Source organism: Nonomuraea sp. AD125B (genome assembly GCF_041402765.1).
Classification (GTDB): Bacteria; Actinomycetota; Actinomycetes; order Streptosporangiales; family Streptosporangiaceae; genus Nonomuraea; species Nonomuraea bangladeshensis.
The window spans coordinates 741,340-762,890 of sequence record NZ_JBGLOU010000001.1; the positions used below are offsets into that span (position 1 = coordinate 741,340).

Below are 21,551 nucleotides of genomic sequence, written 5' to 3' on the forward strand. Positions count from 1 at the left end.
CGTAAGCCGACATTCGCCAATGCCATCACAAAAGCCTCCCTTCGCTTCCTTCGATCCTTCCAGACGCGGCCGAAAGACGAGCGCCCGTATTTCGCTTCGTAAGTGACATGGCGTCATCCCGGAATTGCTTTGCGTGGAAATGACGCGATGTGTTTTCGGCGGATGACGGAACGTCGATTTCCGGACCGTTCCCAGCAATGCGGTGTGACGCATGTCACCCTCCCGATGGTCACGTCCGCGCGTCGCTGATCGTCAAAAGGGTGTCCTCCGCACGGGGGCGAGCTGAAGGAGTGATGGGAAATGACGCACACCGAGTTGCGCGCGGTCGCCGAGGGCCGGGTGCTGCTGCCCGGTGACGACGGGTTCGAGCAGGCGTCCAGGCCGTGGAACCTGTCGGTGGAGCAGCGGGTGGCGGCCGTGGTCGAGGCGGCGGGGGCCGCCGACGTGGCCGCGACCGTCGCGTACGCGCGCCGCGAGGGGATCGCCGTGGCCGCCCAGCCGAGCGGACACGGCGCCTCCGGCGCCGCCGACGGCGTGATCCTGCTGCGCACCGGCGCGCTGGACGAGGTCGGCGTGGATCCGGAGGCGCGCACCGCCCGCGTCGGTGCGGGCGCGAAATGGGGCAAGGTGCTGGCGGCGGCCGGCCCGCACGGCCTCACCGGCCTGGCCGGGAGCAGCCCCGTGGTCAGCGTGACCGGCTACACCCTCGGCGGCGGCCTGAGCTGGTTCGGCCGCCGGCACGGTTTCGCCGCCGACAGCGTGCGCGCCTTCGACGTGGTCACCGCCGACGGCGAGCAGGCCAGGGTCACCGCGGACTCCGACCCCGACCTGTTCTGGGCGCTGCGCGGCGGCGGCGGCGACTTCGCGCTGGTCACGGCCGTCGAGTTCGACCTGTACCCGGCGCCCGCCCTGTACTGCGGCCGCATGATGTGGCAGGGCCACCGCGCCCGCGAGGTGTTCGACGCCTTCCTGGAGCTCACCGCCGAAGCGCCGGACGAGCTGACCGCCTGGTTCGGCCGGGTACGGCTCCCGCAGGCCCCGTCCATGGTCGGGATCGACGTCGCCTTCCTCGGCGACGAGGCCGAGGGCCGGGCGCTGCTGGCCCGCCTCGGCCGGATCGGCGACCTGGCCGTGGACGACCGGGGTCAGGTCGCGGTGGCCGACCTGGGCGACATCGCCGGCGACCCCACGGACCCCTCGCCCGGCCGCGGGCGCACCGAACTGCTCACCGCCGTGGACGAGGTGACCGCCAAGGTGCTGGCGGAGGAGCCGGTCGAGCCGATGTTCGGGCTGCAGGTGAGGCACCTCGGCGGCGCGCTGGCCGCGGACCGTCCCGGCGTGGGGCCGAGCGGGCCGGTCACGGAGCCGTACCTGGTCTACATGTTCGGGCCGGCGGCCGAGCCCGCGCAGGCGGCGGCGGTCGGCGCCCGGCAGGCCGCGCTCGCCGAGGAGCTGGGCGGGGTGGTCAGCGGGCGCAAGCCGTACACGATGCTGGGCGTCGGCGAGCGGGCCGAGCAGGCCTTCCCCGCGGCGACGCTCGACCGGCTGAGGGAGATCAAGCGTGCCCGCGACCCGCACGGCGTGCTGCGCGCGAACTACCCCGTCCTGGGGTAGCCGGACCGGTCGTCCGGCCCCTCAGGACGGAGGGGTCAGACGGCCGTCCCCTCGATCTCGGCGCTCGACACCGCGAGGACGCCCTCGACCTCCGCCAGCTCCGCGATGAGCGGGCCGATCGCGCCCGAGCCCTGCACGACCAGCCAGATCGAGATGACGTGCGGGTCATGGCCCTCGCGGTGGCGTTCCATGCTCAGCTCCGCGATGACGAACCCCCGCTCCGTGCACAGGGACAGCACCTGCCGCAGCGCCCCCCGGCGGTCCAGGTACGTCACGCGCAGCCGCGCCTGGCTGTAGCGCGAGCGCGCCAGCCGGGCCTCCAGCGGCGGGAAGCCGAACGCCACGAGGAAGTGACCGGCGGTCACCACGACGGCCAGCAGCCACAGGCCGGAGCCGGCGGCCATGCCCACCGCGCAGGTCAGCCAGACCACCGCGGCCGTGGTGAGACCCCGCACCGCGTCACGCCGGACGAAGATCAGGCCGCCGCCGATGAAGCCGATCCCGGACACGATCTGGGCGGCCACCCGCGAGGGGTCCAGCGTGACGTGTTCGCCGAGGACGTCGGAGAAGCCGTGCTTGGACACGATCACGATCAGCGCCGAGGCGAAGCCGACCAGCGTGTGCGTACGCAGCCCGGCGCTCTTCTGCCGGGATTCACGCTCCAGCCCGATCAGCGCGGACAGCAGCAGGGCCAGGGCCAGCTCACCCAGCTGGATCCAGCCCTGCCCGGCGAACCATTCCGCGGCGCCGGCCGCCCCCATGCCGACCATTCCCATCCGGGCAGGTCTCCCCGCGACCGGCCCCGCTCACACCCCGTCAGGAGGGGCGGCGCTGCGCAGGAGCAGCAGGGCGCTGTCGTCCGTACGCCGCTCCTCCTCGCCGGCCGCCGCGATGAGGTCGTCCGCCAGGTCGTCCAGCGAGTGGCCGGGGGCGGGCGCGAACCGGGCGGCCAGGGCGGAGATGCCGTCGTTCAGGTCGCCGCCGGGCACCTCCACCAGGCCGTCGGTGTAGAGGGCGAGGGTCGCCCCGGGCGGCACGTTCACGGTCGTGGTGGCGTACTCGGCGTCCGGGTCGATGCCGAGCAGCAGGCCGGAGGCGGGGTCGATGATCTCGGCGGAGCCGCAGGGCAGGCCGAGCACCGGTGGCAGGTGCCCGGCGCTGGCCAGGAGGGCGACGCGGCGGCGCAGGTCGAAGGCGACGTACAGGCAGCTCGTGAAACGTTCGGGGGTCTGCGCGGTGAGCAGCCGGTTGGTGCGCGCGAGCACCTCTCCCGGGCTCGTGCCGGCCGCGGCGTGGGCGCGGATGGCGGTGCGGGCCTGGCCCATCAGCGCGGCGGCGGTCATGTCGTGGCCCTGGACGTCGCCGATGACCGCCCCGGCCAGGCAGTCGTCGAGCCGGATCAGGTCGTAGAAGTCGCCGCCGATGTCCATGCCCGGCGTCAGCGGGACGTAGCGGGCGGCCACCTCCAGGCCGGGGAACGCGGGCAGGTCCTTCGGCAGCAGGCTCGACTGGAGGGACTGGGCGAGCTGGTGCTTGTGGTCGTACAGCCAGGCCCGCTCGAACGCCTGGGTGACCAGCCCGCCGATCGCGCTCAGCATGGCCCGTTCCTCCGCGCCGAACTCGTGCGGGCGGTCCCACGCCAGCAGGCACATGCCGATCGAGCGGCCCAGCGCCACGAGGGGCAGCATCGTCCAGGCGTTCATGCCGCCGGTGGGCCCCGCCTCGGGATGGGCCGCGCGGAGCTCGTCCTCGCTGCCGTAGAACGCCGGGGCCGCCTCGTCGCCCTGCGCCACGAGGCCGACCGGGCGCCCGTTGAACGACTCCAGGTCCTCCGGGCCGTAGCCGCGCGCGGCCACCACCCGCATCCGGCCGCTGTCCCAGGTGAGGATGGCCATCGCCTGCGCCTCGCAGGCCGGCAGGACCCGGTCGGCCACCAGGGCGACCACGTCCTGCGCGGTGGTCGCCCTGGCGAGGGCGGTGGCGAGCTGCAGGAGGTCGTGCAGGCCGGTCACGCCGGTCCGGTCGCCGGCGTCCTCGGCGACGGGCCCGTGGTCGTCGGCGGGCGTGATCCGCAGCGTGACGCCGGGCAGGCTGGGATAGCAGTGGAACGACAGCAACCGCCCGTCAGGTCTGCGGGCGGTGAACGCCGTGGGCCGGTGGCTGATGATCGCCGAGCGGTAGCCGTCCTCGTGGACGGGGTCGTCCAGCCAGGGCAGCGCCTTGCAGAAGCGCCTGCCGAGCATCTCCGACGGCCGGCAGGCGAGCAGCTCGGCCGCCGCCGCCGTCACGAGCGTCACCTGGCCGTGCCCGTCCAGATGGCAGTAGCCCTCCGGCAGGCTGCTGAGGCAGCTGATCGCGGTCAGCCCGGCGTACGGGCCGGGTGGGTGCGCCCGGACCGGGTCCAGCACCCGGGGCTGCGGATGCGGGGCGACCGGCTGGCCGCGCGCGTGCGCCTGCTGGAGCAGCTGACCCATCCGCGCGCCGACGTCGTCGATCACGTCGCGCAGGCGCCGGGGGAGCTCGCTCTCGCCGCCGGTCGGCCAGCCCAGGATCAGAGCGCCCCAGGCGGCCCCGTCGGCGCACAGCGGGACGGCGGCGAGGCCGAAGTGGTAGGGCAGCGCCAGCGCCGCCGCGGGGAAGGCACGCGCCAGGGCCACCCGGTCGCCGAGCCAGAGCAGCCGCCGCTCGCGTACGGCGAGCGCGACGGGCGCGGGGTCGCTCGTCCGCAGCCGCGCCCACGCCTTGGCCGTGGCGACCGGCACCCCGACCGAGGCCTCCATGTTCAGCAGCCCGTCGCCGGGATCCAGGACATAGACGGCGCCCAGGTGGGCCCCGACGCTGAACACGGCCTCGATCAGCAGGTCGTCCAGGCGGGACGACGCGATCGCCGCGCCCGGGATCGAACCGCTGTCACCCGGCCGCACCATGGCTGGTCCGGCTGCACGTCATAGGGCCAGCCTACGGGCGGCCGGGTATCCGGCTCGTCAAGACCGCCCCAGGCCCGCTCAGGGCCCGCCCGCGGGCGTCACCTGCGGGGAGCGGCGGTGCTCTCGCGGACGACCAGCTCGGTGGCGAGCTCGATCCGGCTCTGCGGCAGCGGCTCGCCGTGCGCGAGCGCCAGCAGCATGGTGGTGGCCGCCGCGGCCATGGCCGTGAGCGGCTGTCGGATCGTGGTGAGCGGCGGAAGGGTCCAGCGTACGGACGGCAGGTCGTCGAAGCCGACCACGCTCAGGTCGTCGGGGATGCGCAGGCCGAGCCGGTGGGCCGCGTGGTAGACGCCGATCGCCTGGCCGTCGTTCGTGGCGAAGATGGCCGTCGGCGGATCGGGCAGCCGCAGCAGCCGCTGCGCCGCCGCGAGGCCGCCCTCGATGAGGAAGCTGCCGCAGGCGACGAGATCGGGGTCGGCGGGCACGCCCGCCATGTCCAGGGCCGTGCGGTAGCCGTCCAGCCGGGCCCGGCCGGGCAGCGCGTAGCCGGGGCCCGTGATGACGCCGATCCTGCGGTGCCCCAGCTCCAGCAGGTGGCGGGTGGCCGCCAGCCCGCCGTTCCAGTTGCCCGCGCTCACCGACGGGATCCCCCTGCCGGGGTCGTCGGCCGGGTCCAGCAGGACGAGGGGGATCTCGCGCCGGGCGAGCCGCTCCCGCTGCGTCTCGTCGAGGCTGGAGAACACCGCGATCACGCCCACCCCGGTCGTACGGCGGCGTAGCACGCCCTCCAGCCAGTCCTGCTCCGCGGGGTCGGAGCGGTGCAGCTGCGACACCGACACCGTGAGCTGGTGCTCGCGCGCCACCTCCTCGACGCCCTTGATGATCTCGACCGGGTAGTCGCCCTCCAGCGCGTGGAAGACCACCTCGACCACGGCGGCCGGCGCGGGCCGCCGGCGCTGCCTGCGGTAGCCGTGCCGCCTGATCAGGGCCTCGACGGCGGCCCGCGTCTCCGGCGAGACCTCGGCGCGGCCGTTGACGACCTTGGAGACCGTGGCGGTCGAGACCCCCGCCAGCTCGGCGAGCTGCGCGAGGGTGAGGGGGGTCGACTCTGCGGTCATGACCGCAGTTTAGCCACGAGGGCGCGGCGGGCGGCCGTGGTCGGTGTCCGGTTCGCCGGGTAGTGCCGGCGCGGCGGAACCGCGCCGCTCGGCGGTCACCGCCGGATCAGGGGTTCTTCCCCATCGCCTGGCGGATGACGTCGCGGACCCGGTCCATCATGGCGGCCGGAGTGCCCATGAGGATGTTCTTCTTCGCCGACTCCACACCGGGGTGCGGGTGCGTGGGGGCCATGGCCTCGGCCGCCTTCACGCCCGCGGCCATCACGCGCCGCTCGGCCTTGGTGGTGTGGGCGTACAGCTTGGTGAACTCGTAGCGCTCCTCGGCGCGCGCGTGCGCCTCCACCGCGGCGCGCAGCATGAGCAGGTTCTTCATGAAGTCGGGCGCGTCCGCCCCTGCCCGGTCCATGCGCTGCAGCAGCTCCTTGGCCTCGTGCTCCTCGGCCAGGCGGTCGTCCACGATGCCGTCGCCGCCCTCGAACGCGTGCCGCGCGCGTGGGTGGACGATCTCCTCCTCGGCCGTCTCGTGCACGGCCAGCAGCCGCACGAGCCGGGTGAACGCCTCCGCCCGCCGGTCCGCGGACGCCTGCTCGACCTCGTCGAACAAGTTCCTGATCATGCCGTGCTGCGCCTGCAGCAACTCGATGACGTCCGCCTCGGCCATCTTCTCCGGCGCGGTCTGCTGTGCTGTCATGATCGTCCTCTCTCGGTCACGCAGCGTGCCTACCCCTGCACCCGGCCGCCACGCGGGGCATTACCAACTCGCGGTGAACGGTGACCTGTCCCCGGGGTGGCCCGCAGCGCAACGGACTGACCGCGGCGGCGGAAGGTCGGGCCGGGGGCGTTACCGGCGTGATCTGGCGGGCAACCGCTCTGCATGCTGCGCAACGTGATGAAAGGCGCTCTGGGCGGGACGGCCGCCACCGCCACGATGAGTCTGGTCATGCTCGCCGGGAGCCGCATGGGGCTCATGCCGGACCAGCCGCCCAAACGCATCGTCCGGGCGATGCTGCCCGGTCACCGGCACCGGGTCAAGCCGGGGGAGGGGGTCGCGGGGGCGCTCGCCCACTTCGGTTTCGGCATCACCGCCGGCTCCCTGTACGGGCTGCTGACCCGGGGACGGCACACCCCCGCGCCGCTCGGCGCCGGCTACGCGCTGGCGATCTGGTTCTCCAGCTACCAGGGCTGGATCCCGCGGCTCGGCATCCTGCCGCCGGCCGGCAGGGACCGCCCCGGCCGCCGGGCGGTCATGATCGCGGGACACCTGGTGTACGGCACCACGCTGGCTCTCGCGCTCAACCGGCTCAACGCCCGCACCGGCGACTCGGAGCCGTCCTGACCGGCGCCGTCAGCCCAGGGACTGGACGCGGTAGACCGCGTGCCCCGAGGCGCTGTTCGGGTCCTCGACGGCGGTGACCAGGCCGAGCGGGCCCATGAGCTCGTCCAGGGCGCGCGAGGCGCGTTCCCGGTCGAGCCCCGACCGCCGGGCGATCTGCTCCAGGTCGCCCGGCCCGGCGGGGCCGCTCTCCAGATAGGAGACGGCCTGGAAGACGGCCGCCTGGTCGCCGTTCAGATCGGCGATGCCGTGATCGGGCTCGCTCATGGCTCTTCCCCTCCGCGTGCCGGCGCCGACGCCTGCGCACCTGCCCGGCGGCGGAGGGCCGAACCCTCTCGAGCGGCGGTACCCGTGACGACCACGACGCGACCGCCCTCCAGCAGGCAGGGCATCGGGTCAAAAGAACCTCAAGTCCGCTTGCGGGGCGCCGGGCGGGGCAGCGGAGCCCGTGGCGTGACGGGGTCGGTGATCCCGGCACGCGGCCTTGCCGGAGGAGAGGATCCCGCGAATGACCACTGTGACGGCCGACGCCTCCGGGCGCTTCGAGATCGACGGCGTCCTCGGCGTCAATCGCCTCGGCTACGGCACGATGCAGCTCACCGGCCGCGGCGTGTGGGGGCCGCCGGACGACGAGGACAACGCCGTACGGGTCCTGCGCCGGGCGGCGGAGCTCGGCGTGACCCTCTTCGACACCGCCGACTCCTACGGCCCGCTGGTCGCCGAGCCGCTGCTGCGCCGCGCCCTCGCCCCGTACGACGAGGACATCGTCATCGCGACCAAGGCCGGGCTCACCCGGCAGGGCCCGGACCAGTGGACACCCGTCGGCAGGCCGGCCTACCTGCGCCAGCAGTGCGAGATGAGCCTGCGCGTCCTCGGCGTCGAGCGAATCGCGCTGTTCCAGCTGCACCGCGTCGACCCCGACGTGCCGATCGAGGACCAGGTCGGCGAGCTGAAAGCACTCAAGGACGAAGGGAAGATCGCGCACATCGGCCTGTCGGAGGTCAGCGTCCAGCAGATCGAGCAGGCTCAGGCCGTCGCCCCGATCGCCTCGGTCCAGAACCTGTACAACCTGGCCAACCGCTCCGCCGAGGACGTGCTCGACCACTGCGAACGCCACCAGATCGCCTTCATCCCCTGGTTCCCGCTGGCCACGGGCAGCCTGGCGAAGCCGGGCGGGCCGCTCGCGGACCTCGCCGCCCGGCTGTCGGCGACGCCGTCGCAGCTCGCGCTCGCGTGGCTGCTCCGCCGCTCGCCCGTCATGCTGCCCATCCCCGGCACGTCGTCCGTCGAGCACCTGGAGCAGAACGTCGCCGCCGCGGGCCTCCAGCTCAGCGAGGACGACGTCGCCGAGCTGACCTCGGTCGTCGCGTAGCCCCCGATCAGGGGACGCGCAGCGCCAACATGGCCACGTCGTCGTCGTTGTCCTTCGGCCGCACGCCCTCCAGCAGCAGGTCGCAGAGGGCGTCCAGCGGCTGGCGGGCCAGGTCGGCGGCCCGCCCGCGCAGCCGGCCGAAGCCCTCGTCGAGGCTGTGCGTACGGGACTCGACCAGCCCGTCGGTGTAGAACAGCAGGGCCGAGCCCGGCGGCAGCTCGATCTCGGCGTCGGCGCGCGTGGGCCGCAGCCCGGTGCCGAGCAGCGGACCGTGCCCCGCCTCCAGCAGACGGGTCCGCCCGTCGTCCTCGACGAGGAGCGGCGGGGGATGGCCGGCGTTGGCCCAGCGCACCAGCCAGCGCCCGTCGTCGGTGTGCTCCAGGTGGGCGAGGACGACGGTGGCCATCGTGACCTGAGCCATCCGCATCACCGCCCGGTCCAGCCGGTCCAGGATCGTGCTGGGCAGCTCCCGCTGGGCTCCGGCGTAGGCGCGCAACATGTTGCAGATCTGCGCCATGCCGGCGGCCGCGTCGAGGTCGTGGCCGACCACGTCGCCGATCACCAGCGCGGTGCCGCCGCCCGGCAGGTGGAAGGCGTCGTACCAGTCGCCGCCGACCTGCGAGGCATGAGGCGCGGGCACGTAACGGGCGGTCATCTGCACGCCAGGCACGACCGGCAGCTGCGGCAGCAGGTGGCGCTGCATGGTCTCGGCCACCCGGCGCTGCCGCTCGTACAGGCGGGCGTTGTCCAGGGCCAGCCCGGCGCGGCGGGCGATGTCCTCCACCAGCAGCAGGTCGGCCGTGGTGAAGGCGCCCGGCTGGTCGGCCCGCCCGAGGGTCAGCGCCCCCACCACCTCGCGCACCCCGCGGATGGGCGCGATGCACGCCGAGTGCATGCCGGTGGCACGGAACAGCTTGCGCTGCGCGACCGCGATGCGCGAGTCGGGCGTCCCTTGGTAGGTCTCGGGGCCGACCAGCGTCGCGGTGACGCCGCGCAGCGCCCGCGACAGCGGCATCGGCGACTCCTCCGGCACCGGCGGCATCGGCCCCTGGAGGTCCTCCCGGTGGATCACGACGCCGTTCTCGTGGTGCGCCACCACGGCACGCGACACGCCGTGGTCCTCGGTGAGCAGGTCGACCACCGCCCAGTCGGCCAGCAGCGGCACCGTGAGCCGGACGAGCTGGCGCAGCGTCTCCTCCACCTCCAGGCTGGAGGTGAGGGTCGTGGTCGTCTCCGCGAGCAGGGCCAGCCGGTCGAGCTCCGACATCGAGGCCGACGCGCCCTCCGGCCCCGGCGGGGCGGGGACGGCCGTCTCGGTCCGGTAGAAGATGACCAGCGAGCCGGTGCGTCCCGCGCCGACCTCGCACGGGGTGAGCAGCCAGGACACCGGCAGCAGCGTGCCGTCCCCGCGCTCGAACCACTCCAGCTCCCCCTGGCCGCTGCCCCCGGCGAGAAGGGGCTGCCGCATCGTGCACCGGCTGCGGGGCAGGCTCTCGCCGTGCCGGCCGCGATGCAGCAGGTCGTGGGCGTCCCTGCCGAGCAGCTCGTCGGCCGTACGCCCGAGCAGGCGCTGCGCCTGGGCGCTGACCTCGATGATCCGGCCGCGGTCGTCCACCAGGTAGGTGCCGGCCTGGCGAAGCTCACGCAGCTCGTGAGGCCGCCAGTCCGCTGCCGTCCGGCACAGCCGCTCGTCGCCGTCGGGCGCTTCCATGGGAGCACTCCCTTTCCTCCGCGGCCTCCGGTCCGAGGGCTTGCCTATCATCCTCGGCCGTCTGACGCACACTCCCGCAGTGATCGCCGGGTCCGGAAGGGACGATCGAGCACGGATCAGTACGCTCGTACACATGATGCCTGAGGGAAATCGGTCCCACGCCCCCACGGACGACCCGTGGACGCGTCTCCGACCCTGAAGAAGCCCGAGCGGACCCGCCGCTCACCCTGCTGATTCCGGGTGCTGAATCCGGGTGTTGAATCCGTGCTGGTTCCCGCGCCGGACCGCCGCCCGCCCGCCCCCGTCGCCGTGATCGGAGAGCCGATGCCCGCTGCCGCCCCTCCCTCCGCGCCCGGTCGCCAGGCGCGCCAGGCCCGTGCCGCCGTCGCGGCGCTGTTCCTCACCAACGGCGCCGTGTTCTTCAACGTCGTCCCGCGCTACCCGCAGATCAAGGCCGACCTCGGCGTGAGCAACGCGGTCTTCGGCGGCGCGGTGGCCGGCTTCCCGATCGGCGCGCTGCTGGCCGGGCTGCTCGCCGGGGTGTTCGTGCGCAGGTTCGGCTCGGCCCGTGTGGCGGTGTTCGGGACCGTCGTCACCACGCTCGCGATCCTGGCGATCCCGTTCGCGCCGAACTGGATCGTCTTCGGCGGCGTGCTGTTCGTCGTGGGCGCGCTCGACGCGGTCGTGGACGTCGCGCAGAACGCGCACGGCCTGCGGGTGCAGCGGCTCTACCAGCGTTCCATACTCAACTCGCTGCACGGGGTGTGGAGCATCGGCGCGGTGCTCGGCGGCCTGATGGGCTCGGCCGCCGCCGGGCTCCGCCTGCCCCTGGCGGTGCATCTCGGGATCTCGGCCGCGCTGATCAGCGTCGTCGCCGTCGTCGCCCACCGGTTCCTGCTGCCTGGCGGGGAGGACGCCGAGCGCGCCGCCGCCCCGCCCGCCGGCGACGGCCACCCGCCCGCCGGCGACGGCCACCCGCCCGCCGCCGACGGCCACCCGGCCACCGCCCACGGTCGCCCGGCCGCCGTCGACGACGGCGATCCGGTGGCTGCGGCCGGGCGGCGGTCGCTCGCGCGGCCCGCCGTGTGGATGCTCGCCGCGCTCGGCCTGCTGGCCGCGTGCGGCGCGCTCGTCGAGGACGCCGGCGCGTCCTGGGGCGCCCTCTACCTGACCGGCCTGCACGCCGACGCCGCCACCGCCGGACTCGCCGTCGTCGCCTTCCAGACCGCCATGACCATCGGCCGGCTGTCCGGCGACCGCGTGGTGGACCGGTTCGGCCAGCGGACGGTGACCCGCCTGGGCGGCCTCCTGGCCGCCGCCGGGATGGGCGCCGCGCTGGCCGTGCCGTCCGTCCCGTCGGCGCTGGCCGGGTTCGTCCTCGCCGGGCTCGGCACGGCCACCCTCGTGCCCGCCGCCATGCACACCGCCGACGAGCTGCCCGGCCTGCCCCCCGGCACCGGCCTGACCGTCGTGAGCTGGCTGCTGCGCGGCGGGTTCCTGCTGTCGCCGCTGCTCGTCGGGTTCGTCGCCGACCTCGTCAGCCTGCGCGTCGGCCTGCTGTCGGTGGTCATCGCCGGGCTCGTCACCTTCGTCCTGGCGCGCGTCCTGGTGAACGACGCCGGACGCTAGGACGCCGTCAGCTTGGCGAAGTCGGGGGCGTACACCGTCATCCAGTGCGGGCGCAGCCGGTAGTAGACCACGTCCTTCTCCCAGTCGAAGGCGTCGGCGCCGTAGAAGTCCTTGAAGTACGCGAGCAGCTCCGGCCAGTCCGGGTGGGGCTCGCCGTCCAGGGGATTGAGGACCTCCACCGTGCCGTGCGCGAACACACCGAGGTCCTCCCCGCGCAGGTGCGCGACGCTGGCGGCGGGACGGGCGGCGAGGTGGCGGGCCTTGGCGGCGTCGCGCGAGGTGCCGAAGTGCCACCTGCCGTGCAGGAAGTGCCCGTCCGCGCCGCTGATCCGCGGCTCGCCCTTCGCCGTCACGGTCGACAGGGCGAGCGTGCACATGCCGGTCAGGACCTGGGTGAGCTGCTCGGCGGCGAGCGTGCGCTCGGAGACGATCGAGCGGAGGTGCGTGGTGGAGCGGGAGAGCGAAGCGTCGAGGAGGGACTGGAGCTGCTTCAGCTCTTCTGGTGTCTCGTGCATCGAGGTCCTTGGTTCGGTGTCGTACGAAAGCATCAACCTTCTCCCCGAAACCCGACACCTGCTGTCATGTTATCGCGGATGTGGTGTAGTGATCTTCGTCCGTACCGGCAGAAAGGACCACATGCCCGAGGAATCGATCAACCGGCGCAGGCTCATCACCATGGGTTCGGCGGCGGCCGCGAGCGCCCTGTTAGGTCCGTCGCTCGTCCCGGCCGAAGCCCGTGCGGCGGCGACGTGGGAGAACCTCGTCGAGAAGTCCTCCTTCGCCGGCGCCACGGCCTTCGCCCAGGAATGGAACCACGGCTATCCCTGGGGCGACGTCCACAACGGCGCCGCCAGGATGCTCAGCGGCAAGGTCTCGCTCTCCGGCGGTGTGCTCACCCTCACGGCCACCCGGCTCGCCCAGCCTGACGGGCAGAGCGCGAGCCCGCCGCACGCGCCGCTCTGGTACCACTCCGGCGCCGTCCACGCCAAGGAGCAGATCGTCGTCAACGACCAGTTCCCCGAGTACGACATCGAGGGCGAGTTCCGTACGCAGACCGGCCAGGGCATCTGGCCCGCCTTCTGGACCACCGGGATCGCGCCGGACTGGCCCCCGGAGAGCGACATCCTCGAGTACGTCGGCGACTCCACGAACCTGTTCAACACCTGGACCAAGGACGCCGGCGAGAACGACCCCGCCGAGCGCACGCGGCTCAGCGGCCACGACCCCGACGCCTGGCACAAGTACCGGCTCTGGATGGAGAAGGACGGCGACGACGTCCTGCTCGACTACTACTTCGACGGCGTGTGGCAGGCGACCCACCGGGGCGTGGGCTGGGCCGGCGTACCGCAGTACCTGATCATCAACCTGCAGATGGGGTCCTGGGCCTCCGGGATCGAGCCGGGCGACGCGCTCTGGAGCCGGCAGCCGGGCCCCTCCGGCAACTCCTACTTCCGGGCGCGCAACGTGTGGTTCGGCCGCACCCGCGCCTGGTGACGCCGGCGCCCGTCCGGTGAGCTGACGACCGTCCCGGCCCGGGCCGCCGGGCCGGGACGAGATCGGGTCTAGGCGACTTTCCTGTGTGCCATTACGTTCCTTACAGCACCATCGCGGGGGAATTGTCGCGTCCCGTCAGACCCAAAAGGAATGGCATGAGATCACGTCTGCTCGCCGCACTCACCACCGTGACCCTGGCCTTGGCCGGCGCCCTCACCGTCGCGCCCGCGCCGGCCTCGGCGGCGCTCGCCGTGCCCGACATCCCGCTGGCCGGCGTCAAAGCGCACCTGACCCAGTTACAGAGCATCGCCACCGCCAACGGCGGCAACCGCGCCCACGGCCGGCCCGGCTACCTCGCCTCGGCCAACTACGTCAAAGGCCGCCTCGACGCGGCCGGGTTCACCACCACCCTGCAGTCGTTCACCTACAACGGCGCCACCGGCTACAACGTGATCGCCGACTGGCCCGGCGGCAACGCGAACGACGTCCTCATGATCGGCGCCCACCTCGACAGCGTGACGGCGGGTCCCGGCATCAACGACAACGGCTCCGGCAGCGCCGCGATCCTGGAGACCGCGCTGGAGGTCTCCCGGCAGGCGCTCCAGCCTGCCAAGCACCTGCGCTTCGCCTGGTGGGGCGCCGAGGAGCTGGGACTGCGCGGCTCGCAGTACTACGTCACCAACCTGGCCGCGACCGAACGCGCCAAGATCAAGGGGTACCTCAACTTCGACATGGTCGGCTCGCCCAACGCCGGCTACTTCATCTACGACGGCGACAACTCCGACGGGGTCGGCTCCGGCCCGGGCCCGGCCGGCTCCGCCGAGCTCGAACGGGTGCTGCAGGACTACTTCACCTCGATCGGCGTGCCCACGCGCGGCACCGACTTCGACGGCCGCTCGGACTACGGCCCGTTCATCTCCCAGGGCATCCCGGCCGGCGGCACCTTCACCGGCGCGGAGGGCGTCAAGAGCAGCGCCCAGGCGCAGCTGTGGGGCGGCACGGCGGGGCAGGCCTTCGACCCGTGCTACCACCGCTCCTGCGACACGACGGCCAACATCAGCGACACCGCGCTCGACCGCAACGCCGACGCGATCGCGTACGCGGTCTGGACCATCGCCACCGCCGTGCCCCCCACCGTGGTCTGGTCGGACGACTTCGAGACCGACCGGGGCTGGACGACCGTGGCCGGCACCGCCACGAGCGGCCTGTGGGAGCGGGGAGACCCCGAGGCCACCACCTCCAGCGGCGCCAAGCAGCTCGGCACCACGGTCAGCGGCGTCAACGACCTGGTCACCGGCCGGCTGGCCGGAGCGTCGGCCGGCGACCACGACGTGGACGGGGGCCTGACCTCGATCCAGTCGCCGCCGATCACGTTGCCGGCCGGGGCGCCGAAGCTGTCGTTCTCCTGGTACCTCGCGCACGGCAGCAACTCCTCCAGCGCCGACTACCTGCGGGTCAAGGTGGTCGGAAGCACGACCAGCACCGTGTTCCAGCAGCTCGGCGCGGCCGGCGACCGTGACGGCGCCTGGGCGGTCGCGACGGTCGACGTGTCCGCGTTCGCGGGCCAGAGCGTACGGGTGCTCGTCGAGGCGGCCGACGCCTCGACCGCGAGCCTGGTGGAGGCGGGCGTCGACGACGTGAAGATCCTCCTGTAGCGGGACCGGCGGGGGCTGCGGCCCCCGCCGGATTGCCGTTCATATAACCATCTGGCAATATGTAGGGCATGAGCGCCTACGCAGCCTTGGCGGAGCCGCACCGCAGGCGGATACTCGACCTGCTCCGCACCGGTGAGCGGCCCGCCGGTGAGCTGGTGGAACACCTCGACCTCAGCCAGCCCGGCGTGTCCAAGCACCTCAAGGTGCTCCGCGAGGCCGGGCTCGTCGCCGTGCGCACGCACGGCAAGCAGCGCGTCTACTCGCTGCGCCCCGAACCCCTCGCCGAGGTCGCGGAGTGGCTGGAGCCCTACCGGATGCTCTGGTCCCAGCGTCTCGACGCCCTGGAACGACACCTGGAGGACAACCCATGACCGACGGCACCCTGGAGACCATCGGCGGCCGCCCGGCGCTGCGCTTCGAGCGCGTGCTCGCCTTCCCGGTCGAGCGCGTGTGGCGGGCCGTCAGCGTGCCGGACGAGCTGCGGGCCTGGTTCCCCGCGGCCGTCGACTGGACGCCGGCGGTCGGCGAGACCTTCGACGCCGGCGGCGCGACCGTCGAGGTGACCGAGGTCGATCCGCCGCGCCGCCTGGCCTGGACGTACGCCGGCCAGCCGTACAGCTTCGACCTGACCGCCGAGGGCGACGGCTGCCGCCTGGTCTTCGTGCACGTCATCGACGACCTCGGCCTCGCGGCGCAGACCGCCAGCGGGTGGGACGCCTACCTGTCGCGGCTGGAGCCGTACCTGTCGGGCCGGGCCGTCACCGAGGAGGAGGCTCACCAGGGCTGGGCGGAGACGCACGAGCGTTACGCCGCCCGCTTCGGCGTCGACCCCGAGCCGGGCCGCCGCTTCGCCGCCGCCCTGCGCGGGGACGGAGACGCCGGCGCATAGTGGGCCTGTGCCGGCGCGCGGGAAGCGGGCATGCTGAAGGGCCGGACGAGGTGTCCGGCACGACGCGGCACGCACTGGCGGTGGCATGAGCAACTTCCTTCCCGAGCCCGAGCCCGAGCTCGGCGAGGCGGCCCAGCGGCTCTACGACGAGGACCTGGCCGACAACGGATACGTGATGAACCTGTCCCGGCTGTGGGCCCACCAGCCGGAGGCGCAGGAGAAGCTATTCGGCCTGATCGGCGAGGTCGCCGCGGCCGGCGGGCTGACGCTGCGGCAACGCGCCGTGCTGGTCACCGCGTGCGCCTCCACGATCGGTGACTCCTACTGCTCACTGGCCTGGGGGACCAGGCTGGCGGCGGTCGCCGGGGCCGAGACGGCGGGCGGGCTGCTGCGCGGCGACGACGCCGGGCTGGAGGAGCCCGAGCGCGCGATGGCCGCGTGGGCGCGGAAGGTGGCCCGCGACCCCAACGCCACCCGCGCGGAGGACGTCGAGGAGCTGCGGGCGGCCGGGTTCGGCGACGGGCAGATCTTCGCGATGACGGCGTTCGTCGCGTTACGGCTGGCGTTCTCGACGGTGAACGACGCGCTCGGCGCCCGCCCCGACGCCGCCCTGCGCGCGGCGGCGCCCGAACCCGTGCGCCGCTCCGTCACCTACGGCCGGCCCGCCGAGACCGCCCCGTAGCGGCCGTCCGATGAGTTTCCGCGCCGCCGCCGGTCTGCACCGGCATGACGACTTACGCGCTCATCCACGGCGGCGGCGGAAGCGCCTATGACTGGCATCTGGTCGAGGCCGAGTTGCGCGACCGCGGCCATGACACGGTCGCGGTGGACCTGCCGACGTCCGACCCCGAAGCGGGACTCTGGGAATATGCCGACGCCGTCGTCCGGGCGGTCGCCGGGCGCGGGCCGCTCGTGGTGGTGGCCCACTCCTGGGGCGGCTTCGTCGGCCCGCTCGTCTGCGCGCGCGTGCCGGCCGCCGCGCTCGTCCTGGTGACCGCCATGATCCCGGCTCCCGGCGAGCCGCCGGGTGACTGGTGGGAAAGCAGCGGGCGGCCCCCGTCCGACATCGACGACGAGCACGAGCTCTACTTCCACGACGTCCCCCGCGACCTGGCCCGGCGGGTGCTGGACCACGACGGCGCGCTCGCCGCCCACATGAACATGGACCGGGCGTGCGCCGAGCCCTGGCCCCTGCCGGCCTGGCCGGACGTGCCGACGCGATACCTGCTCTGCCGCGACGACCGGCTCTTCACCCCGGACTTCGTCCACCGCCACGTCGGGGAACGGCTCGGCGTCACCCCGGACGAGATGCCCGGCGGCCACATGGTGATGCTGTCGCGACCGGCGGAACTGGCCGCCTACCTGGCGGGAATCCTCGCCGCCGCCCCCTGACGCCACGACGGCCGCCGGTTTGTCGGTCGGTCCCGCCATACTCACCGCTGACGATCAAGAAGACCGGCACGGCGTGGAGGTATCGGCATGACCGCACACGAGGGCGACGAGGACCGGCTGACCTGGCCGGCGGCCTGGCTGCGCGCGCTCCATCCCCGGCGGGGCGGCGTCGAGGTGGCGGTGAGACGGCTCGACCCGACCGCGCCCGACCGGCTCGCCGCGAGACTGGACGGCCACCGTCAGCAGGTCCTCGACGCGCTGGCGCGCTGCCCCGACCCCGAGCTGCGCGCGGCCGGCCTCGCCTGCGTCGGGGGCGAGTCCCCGGCCACGCCTCTCGGCGCGGCGGTGGTGGCCGAGGTGGTGTCCGCGTCCCTGCCGTACGAGGACCGGACCTGGCAGCCGCTGCTCGCCGACGCCTGGCTGGCGGGACCGGGCCCGGCGTTCGCGGCGTCGGCCGTGGCCGAGCAGGCCTGCCTGAACCCGGTGCCCACCGAGCACGGCTGGCTGGTCCGGCGGCTGGACGACGCGAGCACTCCCATCCACTGGATCGCCTGGAAGCGGATCGAGGCCGCCGCGCGGGTCCGCGCCGCCCTCGCGGCCGCGCCCGACGCCACGTACGCCGAGGCCGTCGCGGCGCTGGCCGCATCCCGTGACGGCGGGCTGCACCACCGGGTGGCCGCCTCCTTCCTGGCGCCCACCGAGACCGCCTGGGTCGAGGCCGACTGCGCCGAGGTGAGCAGCGTCAACCCGCGGCTCTCCGTCCGCATGCTCGCCGCGGTCGGCACGCCGGAGCAGGCCGCGCTCGTCGCCGGCCACGTGCACGGCTCCGACGTGCTGCACTCCCTGACCACGCCCGCCACGCTCGTCGACGGCCTGGGCCCGGCGGCCGCCCTGCCGCTGCTGATCGGCTGGTTCGGCCAGTACTACGACGCCGACAGCGAGCGCCGGCTGCTGGACGTGCTCGCCGACCTGCCGGGCGACGCCCCCATGCAGGCCATCCTCGACCGCATCGACGCCAGACACGCCCAGCCCGCCTTCCTGCACGCGGCGGCCCGCTTCCCGCGCCGGGCGATGCGCCTGCTCGCCGCCGCCCAGGGCAAGGCCGTGGACGGGCTGCTGCGCGCCCACGTGCTCGCCCACCGGGACCTGGTGCCCGAGGTGGTCCCGGCGCTCGGCCAGGCCGCCGCCCAGCGGATCGGCAAGATCGCCTCGGCCCCGGCCGTCGCCGTCGCGCCGCCGGAGGCCCTGCCCGAGGTGCTGGTCAGCCCGCCGTGGACCCGTCCGCGCACGACGCGCAAGCCGGTCGTGGTGAGCGGCCTGGCCTGCCCGGACGAGCGTTCCGTGGTGTGGGGGCCGGGGGAGCGGGACGCCTGGCTCGCCGCCCCGCCCGACCACTGGCGCCGGGTCTACGGCCGCACCTGGAAGGACATCGCCGACGGCCGCGGGCGGTACGACTGGAGCGACGTGGTCGCGCTGTTCATCGCCGGGCCCGAGGAGCTGGCCGCGCCGCTGATCTCCACCTGGCGGCTTGGCGACCACTGGCACTGGGGCACGGCCGACTGGCTGCCCGGGGTGGCCGCCAGGTTCGAGCTGGCGGCGCTGCCCCTGCTGCTGGACACCGCCCGGCACAGCCCGAGCGGCGCCGGCCCGTCGCTGCTCCCGTTCGCCGCACCGGAGATCGCCCTCCTCATGGCCGACTGGCTGACCCGGCTGAAGTCCGTCCGCGCCACCGCGCTGGCCTGGCTGTCCCGCCACCCCGACGCGGCCGCCAGGGCGCTCGTCCCCGCCGCGCTCGGCAAGCCGGGCGCGGCCCGCCGGCAGGCCGAGCGGGCGCTCACGGCCCTGGTCACGGCCGGCCATCACGACGCCGTCACCCGGGCCGCCGCCGGCTACGGCCCCGCCGCCGAGGCCGCGATCGGCGACCTGCTCGCGGCCGACCCGCTCGACGCGCTGCCCGCCAGGATGCCCGTCCTGCCCGAATGGACGGACGTCGCGGTCCTCAGCCCGATCCAGCTCCGCGGCGACGCCGGCGCCCTGCCCGCCGAGGCGGCCCGCCACGTCACCACCATGCTGGCGATCTCCCGGCCCGGCGAGCCGTACGCCGGTCTCGACGCGGTGCGGGAGGCGTGCGACGCCCGCAGCCTCGCGGACTTCGGCTGGGCGCTGTTCCAGCGCTGGCAGGCGGCCGGCCACCCGTCCAAGGAGAGCTGGATCATGGACGCGCAGGCGCTGATCGGCGACGACGAGACCGTACGCCGGCTGGCTCCGCTGATCAGGGCCTGGCCCGGCGAGAACGGGCACGCGCGCGCCGTCGCGGGCCTGGACCTGCTGGCCGGCATCGGCTCCGAGGTCGCGCTGATGCACCTGCACGGCATCGCGGAGAAGGTCAAGTTCGGCGGGCTGAAGAAGCGGGCCCGCCAGAAGATGGACGAGGTCGCCGCCGAGCTCGGCCTCACGCCGCAGGAGCTGGCCGACCGGCTGGTGCCCTCCTTCGGGCTGTCCGCCGACGGCAGCCTCACCCTCGACTACGGCCGCAGGCGGTTCGTCGTCGGCTTCGACGAGCAGCTCAAGCCGTACGTCACCGACGCCGCGGGCAAACGGCTGAAGAACCTCCCCAAACCGGGCGTCAACGACGACCCCGAGCTCGCGCCCGCCGCCCACCGGCGCTTCGCCGGGCTGAAGAAGGACGTGCGCGCCGTCGCCGCCGACACCATCCGCCGTCTGGAGCGGGCCATGGCCGACCGGCGCCGCTGGAGCGCCGCCGACTTCGAACGGCTGCTCGTCGGGCATCCGCTGCTCTGGCACATCGTCCGCCGCCTCGTGTGGGGCCGCTACGACTCCTCCGGCCGGCTCGCCGGCGCCCTGCGCGTGGCCGAGGACCGCACCTTCGCCGACGCCGCCGACGACCCGCTGACGCTGCCCGGCGACGCCGTCGTCGGCGTGGCGCACCCGCTGGAGCTGGGGGAGGAGGTGACCGCCTGGGCGGAGGTGTTCGCCGACTACGAGATCCTGCAGCCGTTCCCGCAACTGGGCAGGGAGACCTACACCGCCGACGAGGCGCTGCTGGCCGAGATCCGCGCGGCCAAGATCCCCACCCACGCGGTGCTCGGCCTGGAACGGCGCGGCTGGCGGCGGGGCCACCCCCAGGACGCCGGCTGGCAGGGCTGGATCGAGCGGGACGTCCCCGGCGGCCGCACCGTCACCGTCAGCCTCGACCCGGGCGTCGCGATCGGCTGGATCGACATGGACGAGACGCAGACGCTCGTGGACGTCAGCCTCGACGGCCTCGACCCGATCACCGCCTCCGAGATCCTGCGCGACCTGAAGGAGATCACCAAATGAGCGAGCGCGCACAGCGGCCCCCCGCCGAGGTCCGCCACGCCGACGAGCTGGCCCGGCTGCGCGAGCACGACACCGACGACCGGCCGCCCGGCTGGGCGCTCAGCCTGCGGGCCGCCCGGCGCTTCATCCTCGGCGACGACGCCCTGGGCGTCAGCCGCAAGTTCGTGGGCGACCCCTCGCTCATCGACCGGTCCCTGGTCGCGCTCGCCACCCAGCGCGGCCTGATGCTGGTGGGGGAGCCGGGCACCGCCAAGTCGCTGCTGTCGGAGCTGCTCGCCGCCGCCGTGAGCGGCACCTCCACGCTCACCGTCCAGGGCGGCGCGGCCACCACCGAGGACCAGATCAAATACTCGTGGAACTACGCGCTGCTGGTCGCCGAGGGCCCGTCCCCGCGGTCGCTGGTGGCCGCGCCGCTGCTGCGCGGCATGGCCGAGGGCAAGGTGGTGCGGTTCGAGGAGATCACCCGCTGCCCGCTGGAGGTGCAGGACTGCCTGCTGTCGCCGCTGTCGGACCGGGTGCTCGCCATACCGGAGCTGACCGGCCCCGAGTCGATGGTGTTCGCCCAGGAGGGGTTCACCGTCATCGCCACCGCCAACACCCGCGACCGCGGCGTCAACGAGATGAGCGCCGCGCTCAAGCGCCGTTTCACCTTCGAGACCGTCTTCCCCATCGCCGACTTCGACACCGAGCTGCAGCTGGTGGAGTCCGAGGCCACCGCGCTGCTGCGCCGCTCGGGCGTCACCGCGCCGCCGCGCCGCGACGTGCTGGAGGTGCTCGTCACCACCTTCCGCGAGCTGCGCGAGGGCCACAACGCGCGCGGCGACGTCACCGACCGGCTGTCCGGCGTGATGAGCACCGCCGAGGCCGTCTCGGTCGCCCACGCCGTCGGGCTGCGCGGCTGGTTCCTGCGCGGCGAGCCGGGCACCGCCGCCGACCTGGTCGCCTGCCTGGCCGGCACCGCCGCCAAGGACAGCCAGGAGGACCTCGCGAAACTCCGGCGCTACCTGGAGCGGCGGCGGCACGGCGACCAGTGGAAGGCCCTGTACGACGCCCGTCACCTCCTGCCGGGCTGACG

The 21,551-nt window shown here is 74.0% G+C and carries 19 protein-coding genes; 12 read left to right on the top strand and 7 right to left on the bottom strand.

Annotation, left to right across the window (positions count from 1 at the left end):
• Positions 1-300: 300 nt before the first annotated feature.
• Positions 301-1,614, top strand: coding sequence for an FAD-binding oxidoreductase (locus ACBR40_RS03390; RefSeq protein ID WP_371247325.1), 1,314 nt, complete (start codon positions 301-303; stop codon positions 1,612-1,614).
• A 35-nt stretch (positions 1,615-1,649) separates the two neighbouring features.
• Here the strand turns inward: ACBR40_RS03390 and ACBR40_RS03395 are convergent, their stop codons facing one another.
• The 4 genes from ACBR40_RS03395 to ACBR40_RS03410 all read right to left on the bottom strand — a co-directional run bounded on the left by ACBR40_RS03395 (position 1,650) and on the right by ACBR40_RS03410 (position 6,350).
• A complete protein-coding gene (locus ACBR40_RS03395) occupies positions 1,650-2,390 on the bottom strand; it encodes an MgtC/SapB family protein (protein ID WP_371247326.1) in 741 nt (246 codons plus the stop codon).
• Between the two features lie 30 nt (positions 2,391-2,420).
• Positions 2,421-4,541, bottom strand: coding sequence for a SpoIIE family protein phosphatase (locus tag ACBR40_RS03400; RefSeq protein ID WP_371247327.1), 2,121 nt, complete (start codon positions 4,539-4,541; stop codon positions 2,421-2,423).
• 98 nt (positions 4,542-4,639) lie between these two features.
• A complete protein-coding gene (locus ACBR40_RS03405) occupies positions 4,640-5,659 on the bottom strand; it encodes a LacI family DNA-binding transcriptional regulator (RefSeq protein ID WP_344216389.1) in 1,020 nt (339 codons plus the stop codon).
• A gap of 106 nt (positions 5,660-5,765) precedes the next feature.
• Positions 5,766-6,350 (bottom strand): hemerythrin domain-containing protein, encoded by a 585-nt coding sequence (locus tag ACBR40_RS03410; RefSeq protein ID WP_344216387.1) that lies wholly within the window; start codon positions 6,348-6,350, stop codon positions 5,766-5,768.
• 198 nt (positions 6,351-6,548) lie between these two features.
• Between ACBR40_RS03410 and ACBR40_RS03415 the strand changes: the two genes are divergently transcribed.
• A complete protein-coding gene (locus tag ACBR40_RS03415; protein ID WP_344216631.1) occupies positions 6,549-6,995 on the top strand; it encodes a DUF6789 family protein in 447 nt (148 codons plus the stop codon).
• Between the two features lie 9 nt (positions 6,996-7,004).
• On the opposite strand, the gene ACBR40_RS03420 is transcribed toward ACBR40_RS03415, so the two are convergent.
• Complete coding sequence (locus ACBR40_RS03420; RefSeq protein WP_371247328.1) at positions 7,005-7,259, bottom strand: hypothetical protein; 255 nt, start codon at positions 7,257-7,259, stop codon at positions 7,005-7,007.
• A gap of 241 nt (positions 7,260-7,500) precedes the next feature.
• On the opposite strand from ACBR40_RS03420, the gene ACBR40_RS03425 reads away from it, so the two are divergent.
• On the top strand, positions 7,501-8,364 hold the full coding sequence (locus ACBR40_RS03425; RefSeq protein WP_371247329.1) for an aldo/keto reductase: 864 nt from the start codon (positions 7,501-7,503) through the stop codon (positions 8,362-8,364).
• 7 nt (positions 8,365-8,371) lie between these two features.
• Here ACBR40_RS03425 and ACBR40_RS03430 read toward each other — a convergent pair whose 3' ends face one another.
• Entirely contained in the window at positions 8,372-10,075 is a 1,704-nt protein-coding gene (locus tag ACBR40_RS03430) for a SpoIIE family protein phosphatase (RefSeq protein ID WP_371247330.1), read from the bottom strand.
• A gap of 264 nt (positions 10,076-10,339) precedes the next feature.
• Between ACBR40_RS03430 and ACBR40_RS03435 the strand changes: the two genes are divergently transcribed.
• The gene (locus ACBR40_RS03435; RefSeq protein ID WP_371247331.1) at positions 10,340-11,704 is read left to right on the top strand and encodes an MFS transporter; all 1,365 of its coding nucleotides are present in this window, start codon (positions 10,340-10,342) and stop codon (positions 11,702-11,704) included.
• Here ACBR40_RS03435 and ACBR40_RS03440 read toward each other — a convergent pair.
• A complete protein-coding gene (locus ACBR40_RS03440) occupies positions 11,701-12,219 on the bottom strand; it encodes a pyridoxamine 5'-phosphate oxidase family protein (RefSeq protein ID WP_371247332.1) in 519 nt (172 codons plus the stop codon). The genes ACBR40_RS03435 and ACBR40_RS03440 overlap by 4 nt on opposite strands.
• A gap of 121 nt (positions 12,220-12,340) precedes the next feature.
• Here ACBR40_RS03440 and ACBR40_RS03445 point away from each other — a divergent pair, with 121 nt between their 5' ends.
• From ACBR40_RS03445 to ACBR40_RS03480, 8 genes are all read left to right on the top strand, one after another.
• The gene (locus tag ACBR40_RS03445) at positions 12,341-13,198 is read left to right on the top strand and encodes a family 16 glycosylhydrolase (protein ID WP_371247334.1); all 858 of its coding nucleotides are present in this window, start codon (positions 12,341-12,343) and stop codon (positions 13,196-13,198) included.
• A 155-nt stretch (positions 13,199-13,353) separates the two neighbouring features.
• Complete coding sequence (locus tag ACBR40_RS03450) at positions 13,354-14,853, top strand: M28 family peptidase (RefSeq protein WP_371247336.1); 1,500 nt, start codon at positions 13,354-13,356, stop codon at positions 14,851-14,853.
• 68 nt (positions 14,854-14,921) lie between these two features.
• Positions 14,922-15,224 (top strand): helix-turn-helix transcriptional regulator, encoded by a 303-nt coding sequence (locus ACBR40_RS03455; protein ID WP_091085867.1) that lies wholly within the window; start codon positions 14,922-14,924, stop codon positions 15,222-15,224.
• Positions 15,221-15,742 carry an SRPBCC domain-containing protein gene (locus tag ACBR40_RS03460; protein WP_371247338.1) on the top strand — a complete coding sequence of 174 codons (522 nt, stop codon included), beginning with the start codon at positions 15,221-15,223 and terminating at the stop codon, positions 15,740-15,742. Before ACBR40_RS03455 ends, ACBR40_RS03460 begins: the two co-directional genes overlap by 4 nt.
• Before the next feature lie 85 nt (positions 15,743-15,827).
• Entirely contained in the window at positions 15,828-16,424 is a 597-nt protein-coding gene (locus ACBR40_RS03465) for a carboxymuconolactone decarboxylase family protein (RefSeq protein ID WP_371247339.1), read from the top strand.
• Positions 16,425-16,468: 44 nt separating this feature from the next.
• Positions 16,469-17,134 (top strand): alpha/beta fold hydrolase, encoded by a 666-nt coding sequence (locus tag ACBR40_RS03470; RefSeq protein WP_371247340.1) that lies wholly within the window; start codon positions 16,469-16,471, stop codon positions 17,132-17,134.
• A gap of 87 nt (positions 17,135-17,221) precedes the next feature.
• A complete protein-coding gene (locus ACBR40_RS03475) occupies positions 17,222-20,476 on the top strand; it encodes a DUF4132 domain-containing protein (protein ID WP_371247341.1) in 3,255 nt (1,084 codons plus the stop codon).
• On the top strand, positions 20,473-21,549 hold the full coding sequence (locus ACBR40_RS03480; RefSeq protein ID WP_371247342.1) for an AAA family ATPase: 1,077 nt from the start codon (positions 20,473-20,475) through the stop codon (positions 21,547-21,549). The genes ACBR40_RS03475 and ACBR40_RS03480 overlap by 4 nt, the downstream gene beginning before the upstream one ends.
• Positions 21,550-21,551: the final 2 nt, after the last annotated feature.

Coding starts and splice junctions, on each gene's coding strand:
- ACBR40_RS03400 (WP_371247327.1), bottom strand. CDS start 4,541: ATGGTGCGGCCGGGTGACAGCGGTTCGATCCCGGGCGCGGCGATCGCG.
- ACBR40_RS03475 (WP_371247341.1), top strand. CDS start 17,222: ATGACCGCACACGAGGGCGACGAGGACCGGCTGACCTGGCCGGCGGCC.
- ACBR40_RS03430 (WP_371247330.1), bottom strand. CDS start 10,075: ATGGAAGCGCCCGACGGCGACGAGCGGCTGTGCCGGACGGCAGCGGAC.
- ACBR40_RS03455 (WP_091085867.1), top strand. CDS start 14,922: ATGAGCGCCTACGCAGCCTTGGCGGAGCCGCACCGCAGGCGGATACTC.
- ACBR40_RS03470 (WP_371247340.1), top strand. CDS start 16,469: ATGACGACTTACGCGCTCATCCACGGCGGCGGCGGAAGCGCCTATGAC.
- ACBR40_RS03465 (WP_371247339.1), top strand. CDS start 15,828: ATGAGCAACTTCCTTCCCGAGCCCGAGCCCGAGCTCGGCGAGGCGGCC.
- ACBR40_RS03420 (WP_371247328.1), bottom strand. CDS start 7,259: ATGAGCGAGCCCGATCACGGCATCGCCGATCTGAACGGCGACCAGGCG.
- ACBR40_RS03395 (WP_371247326.1), bottom strand. CDS start 2,390: ATGGGAATGGTCGGCATGGGGGCGGCCGGCGCCGCGGAATGGTTCGCC.
- ACBR40_RS03425 (WP_371247329.1), top strand. CDS start 7,501: ATGACCACTGTGACGGCCGACGCCTCCGGGCGCTTCGAGATCGACGGC.
- ACBR40_RS03440 (WP_371247332.1), bottom strand. CDS start 12,219: ATGCACGAGACACCAGAAGAGCTGAAGCAGCTCCAGTCCCTCCTCGAC.
- ACBR40_RS03450 (WP_371247336.1), top strand. CDS start 13,354: ATGAGATCACGTCTGCTCGCCGCACTCACCACCGTGACCCTGGCCTTG.
- ACBR40_RS03405 (WP_344216389.1), bottom strand. CDS start 5,659: ATGACCGCAGAGTCGACCCCCCTCACCCTCGCGCAGCTCGCCGAGCTG.
- ACBR40_RS03415 (WP_344216631.1), top strand. CDS start 6,549: ATGAAAGGCGCTCTGGGCGGGACGGCCGCCACCGCCACGATGAGTCTG.
- ACBR40_RS03410 (WP_344216387.1), bottom strand. CDS start 6,350: ATGACAGCACAGCAGACCGCGCCGGAGAAGATGGCCGAGGCGGACGTC.
- ACBR40_RS03445 (WP_371247334.1), top strand. CDS start 12,341: ATGCCCGAGGAATCGATCAACCGGCGCAGGCTCATCACCATGGGTTCG.
- ACBR40_RS03390 (WP_371247325.1), top strand. CDS start 301: ATGACGCACACCGAGTTGCGCGCGGTCGCCGAGGGCCGGGTGCTGCTG.
- ACBR40_RS03460 (WP_371247338.1), top strand. CDS start 15,221: ATGACCGACGGCACCCTGGAGACCATCGGCGGCCGCCCGGCGCTGCGC.
- ACBR40_RS03480 (WP_371247342.1), top strand. CDS start 20,473: ATGAGCGAGCGCGCACAGCGGCCCCCCGCCGAGGTCCGCCACGCCGAC.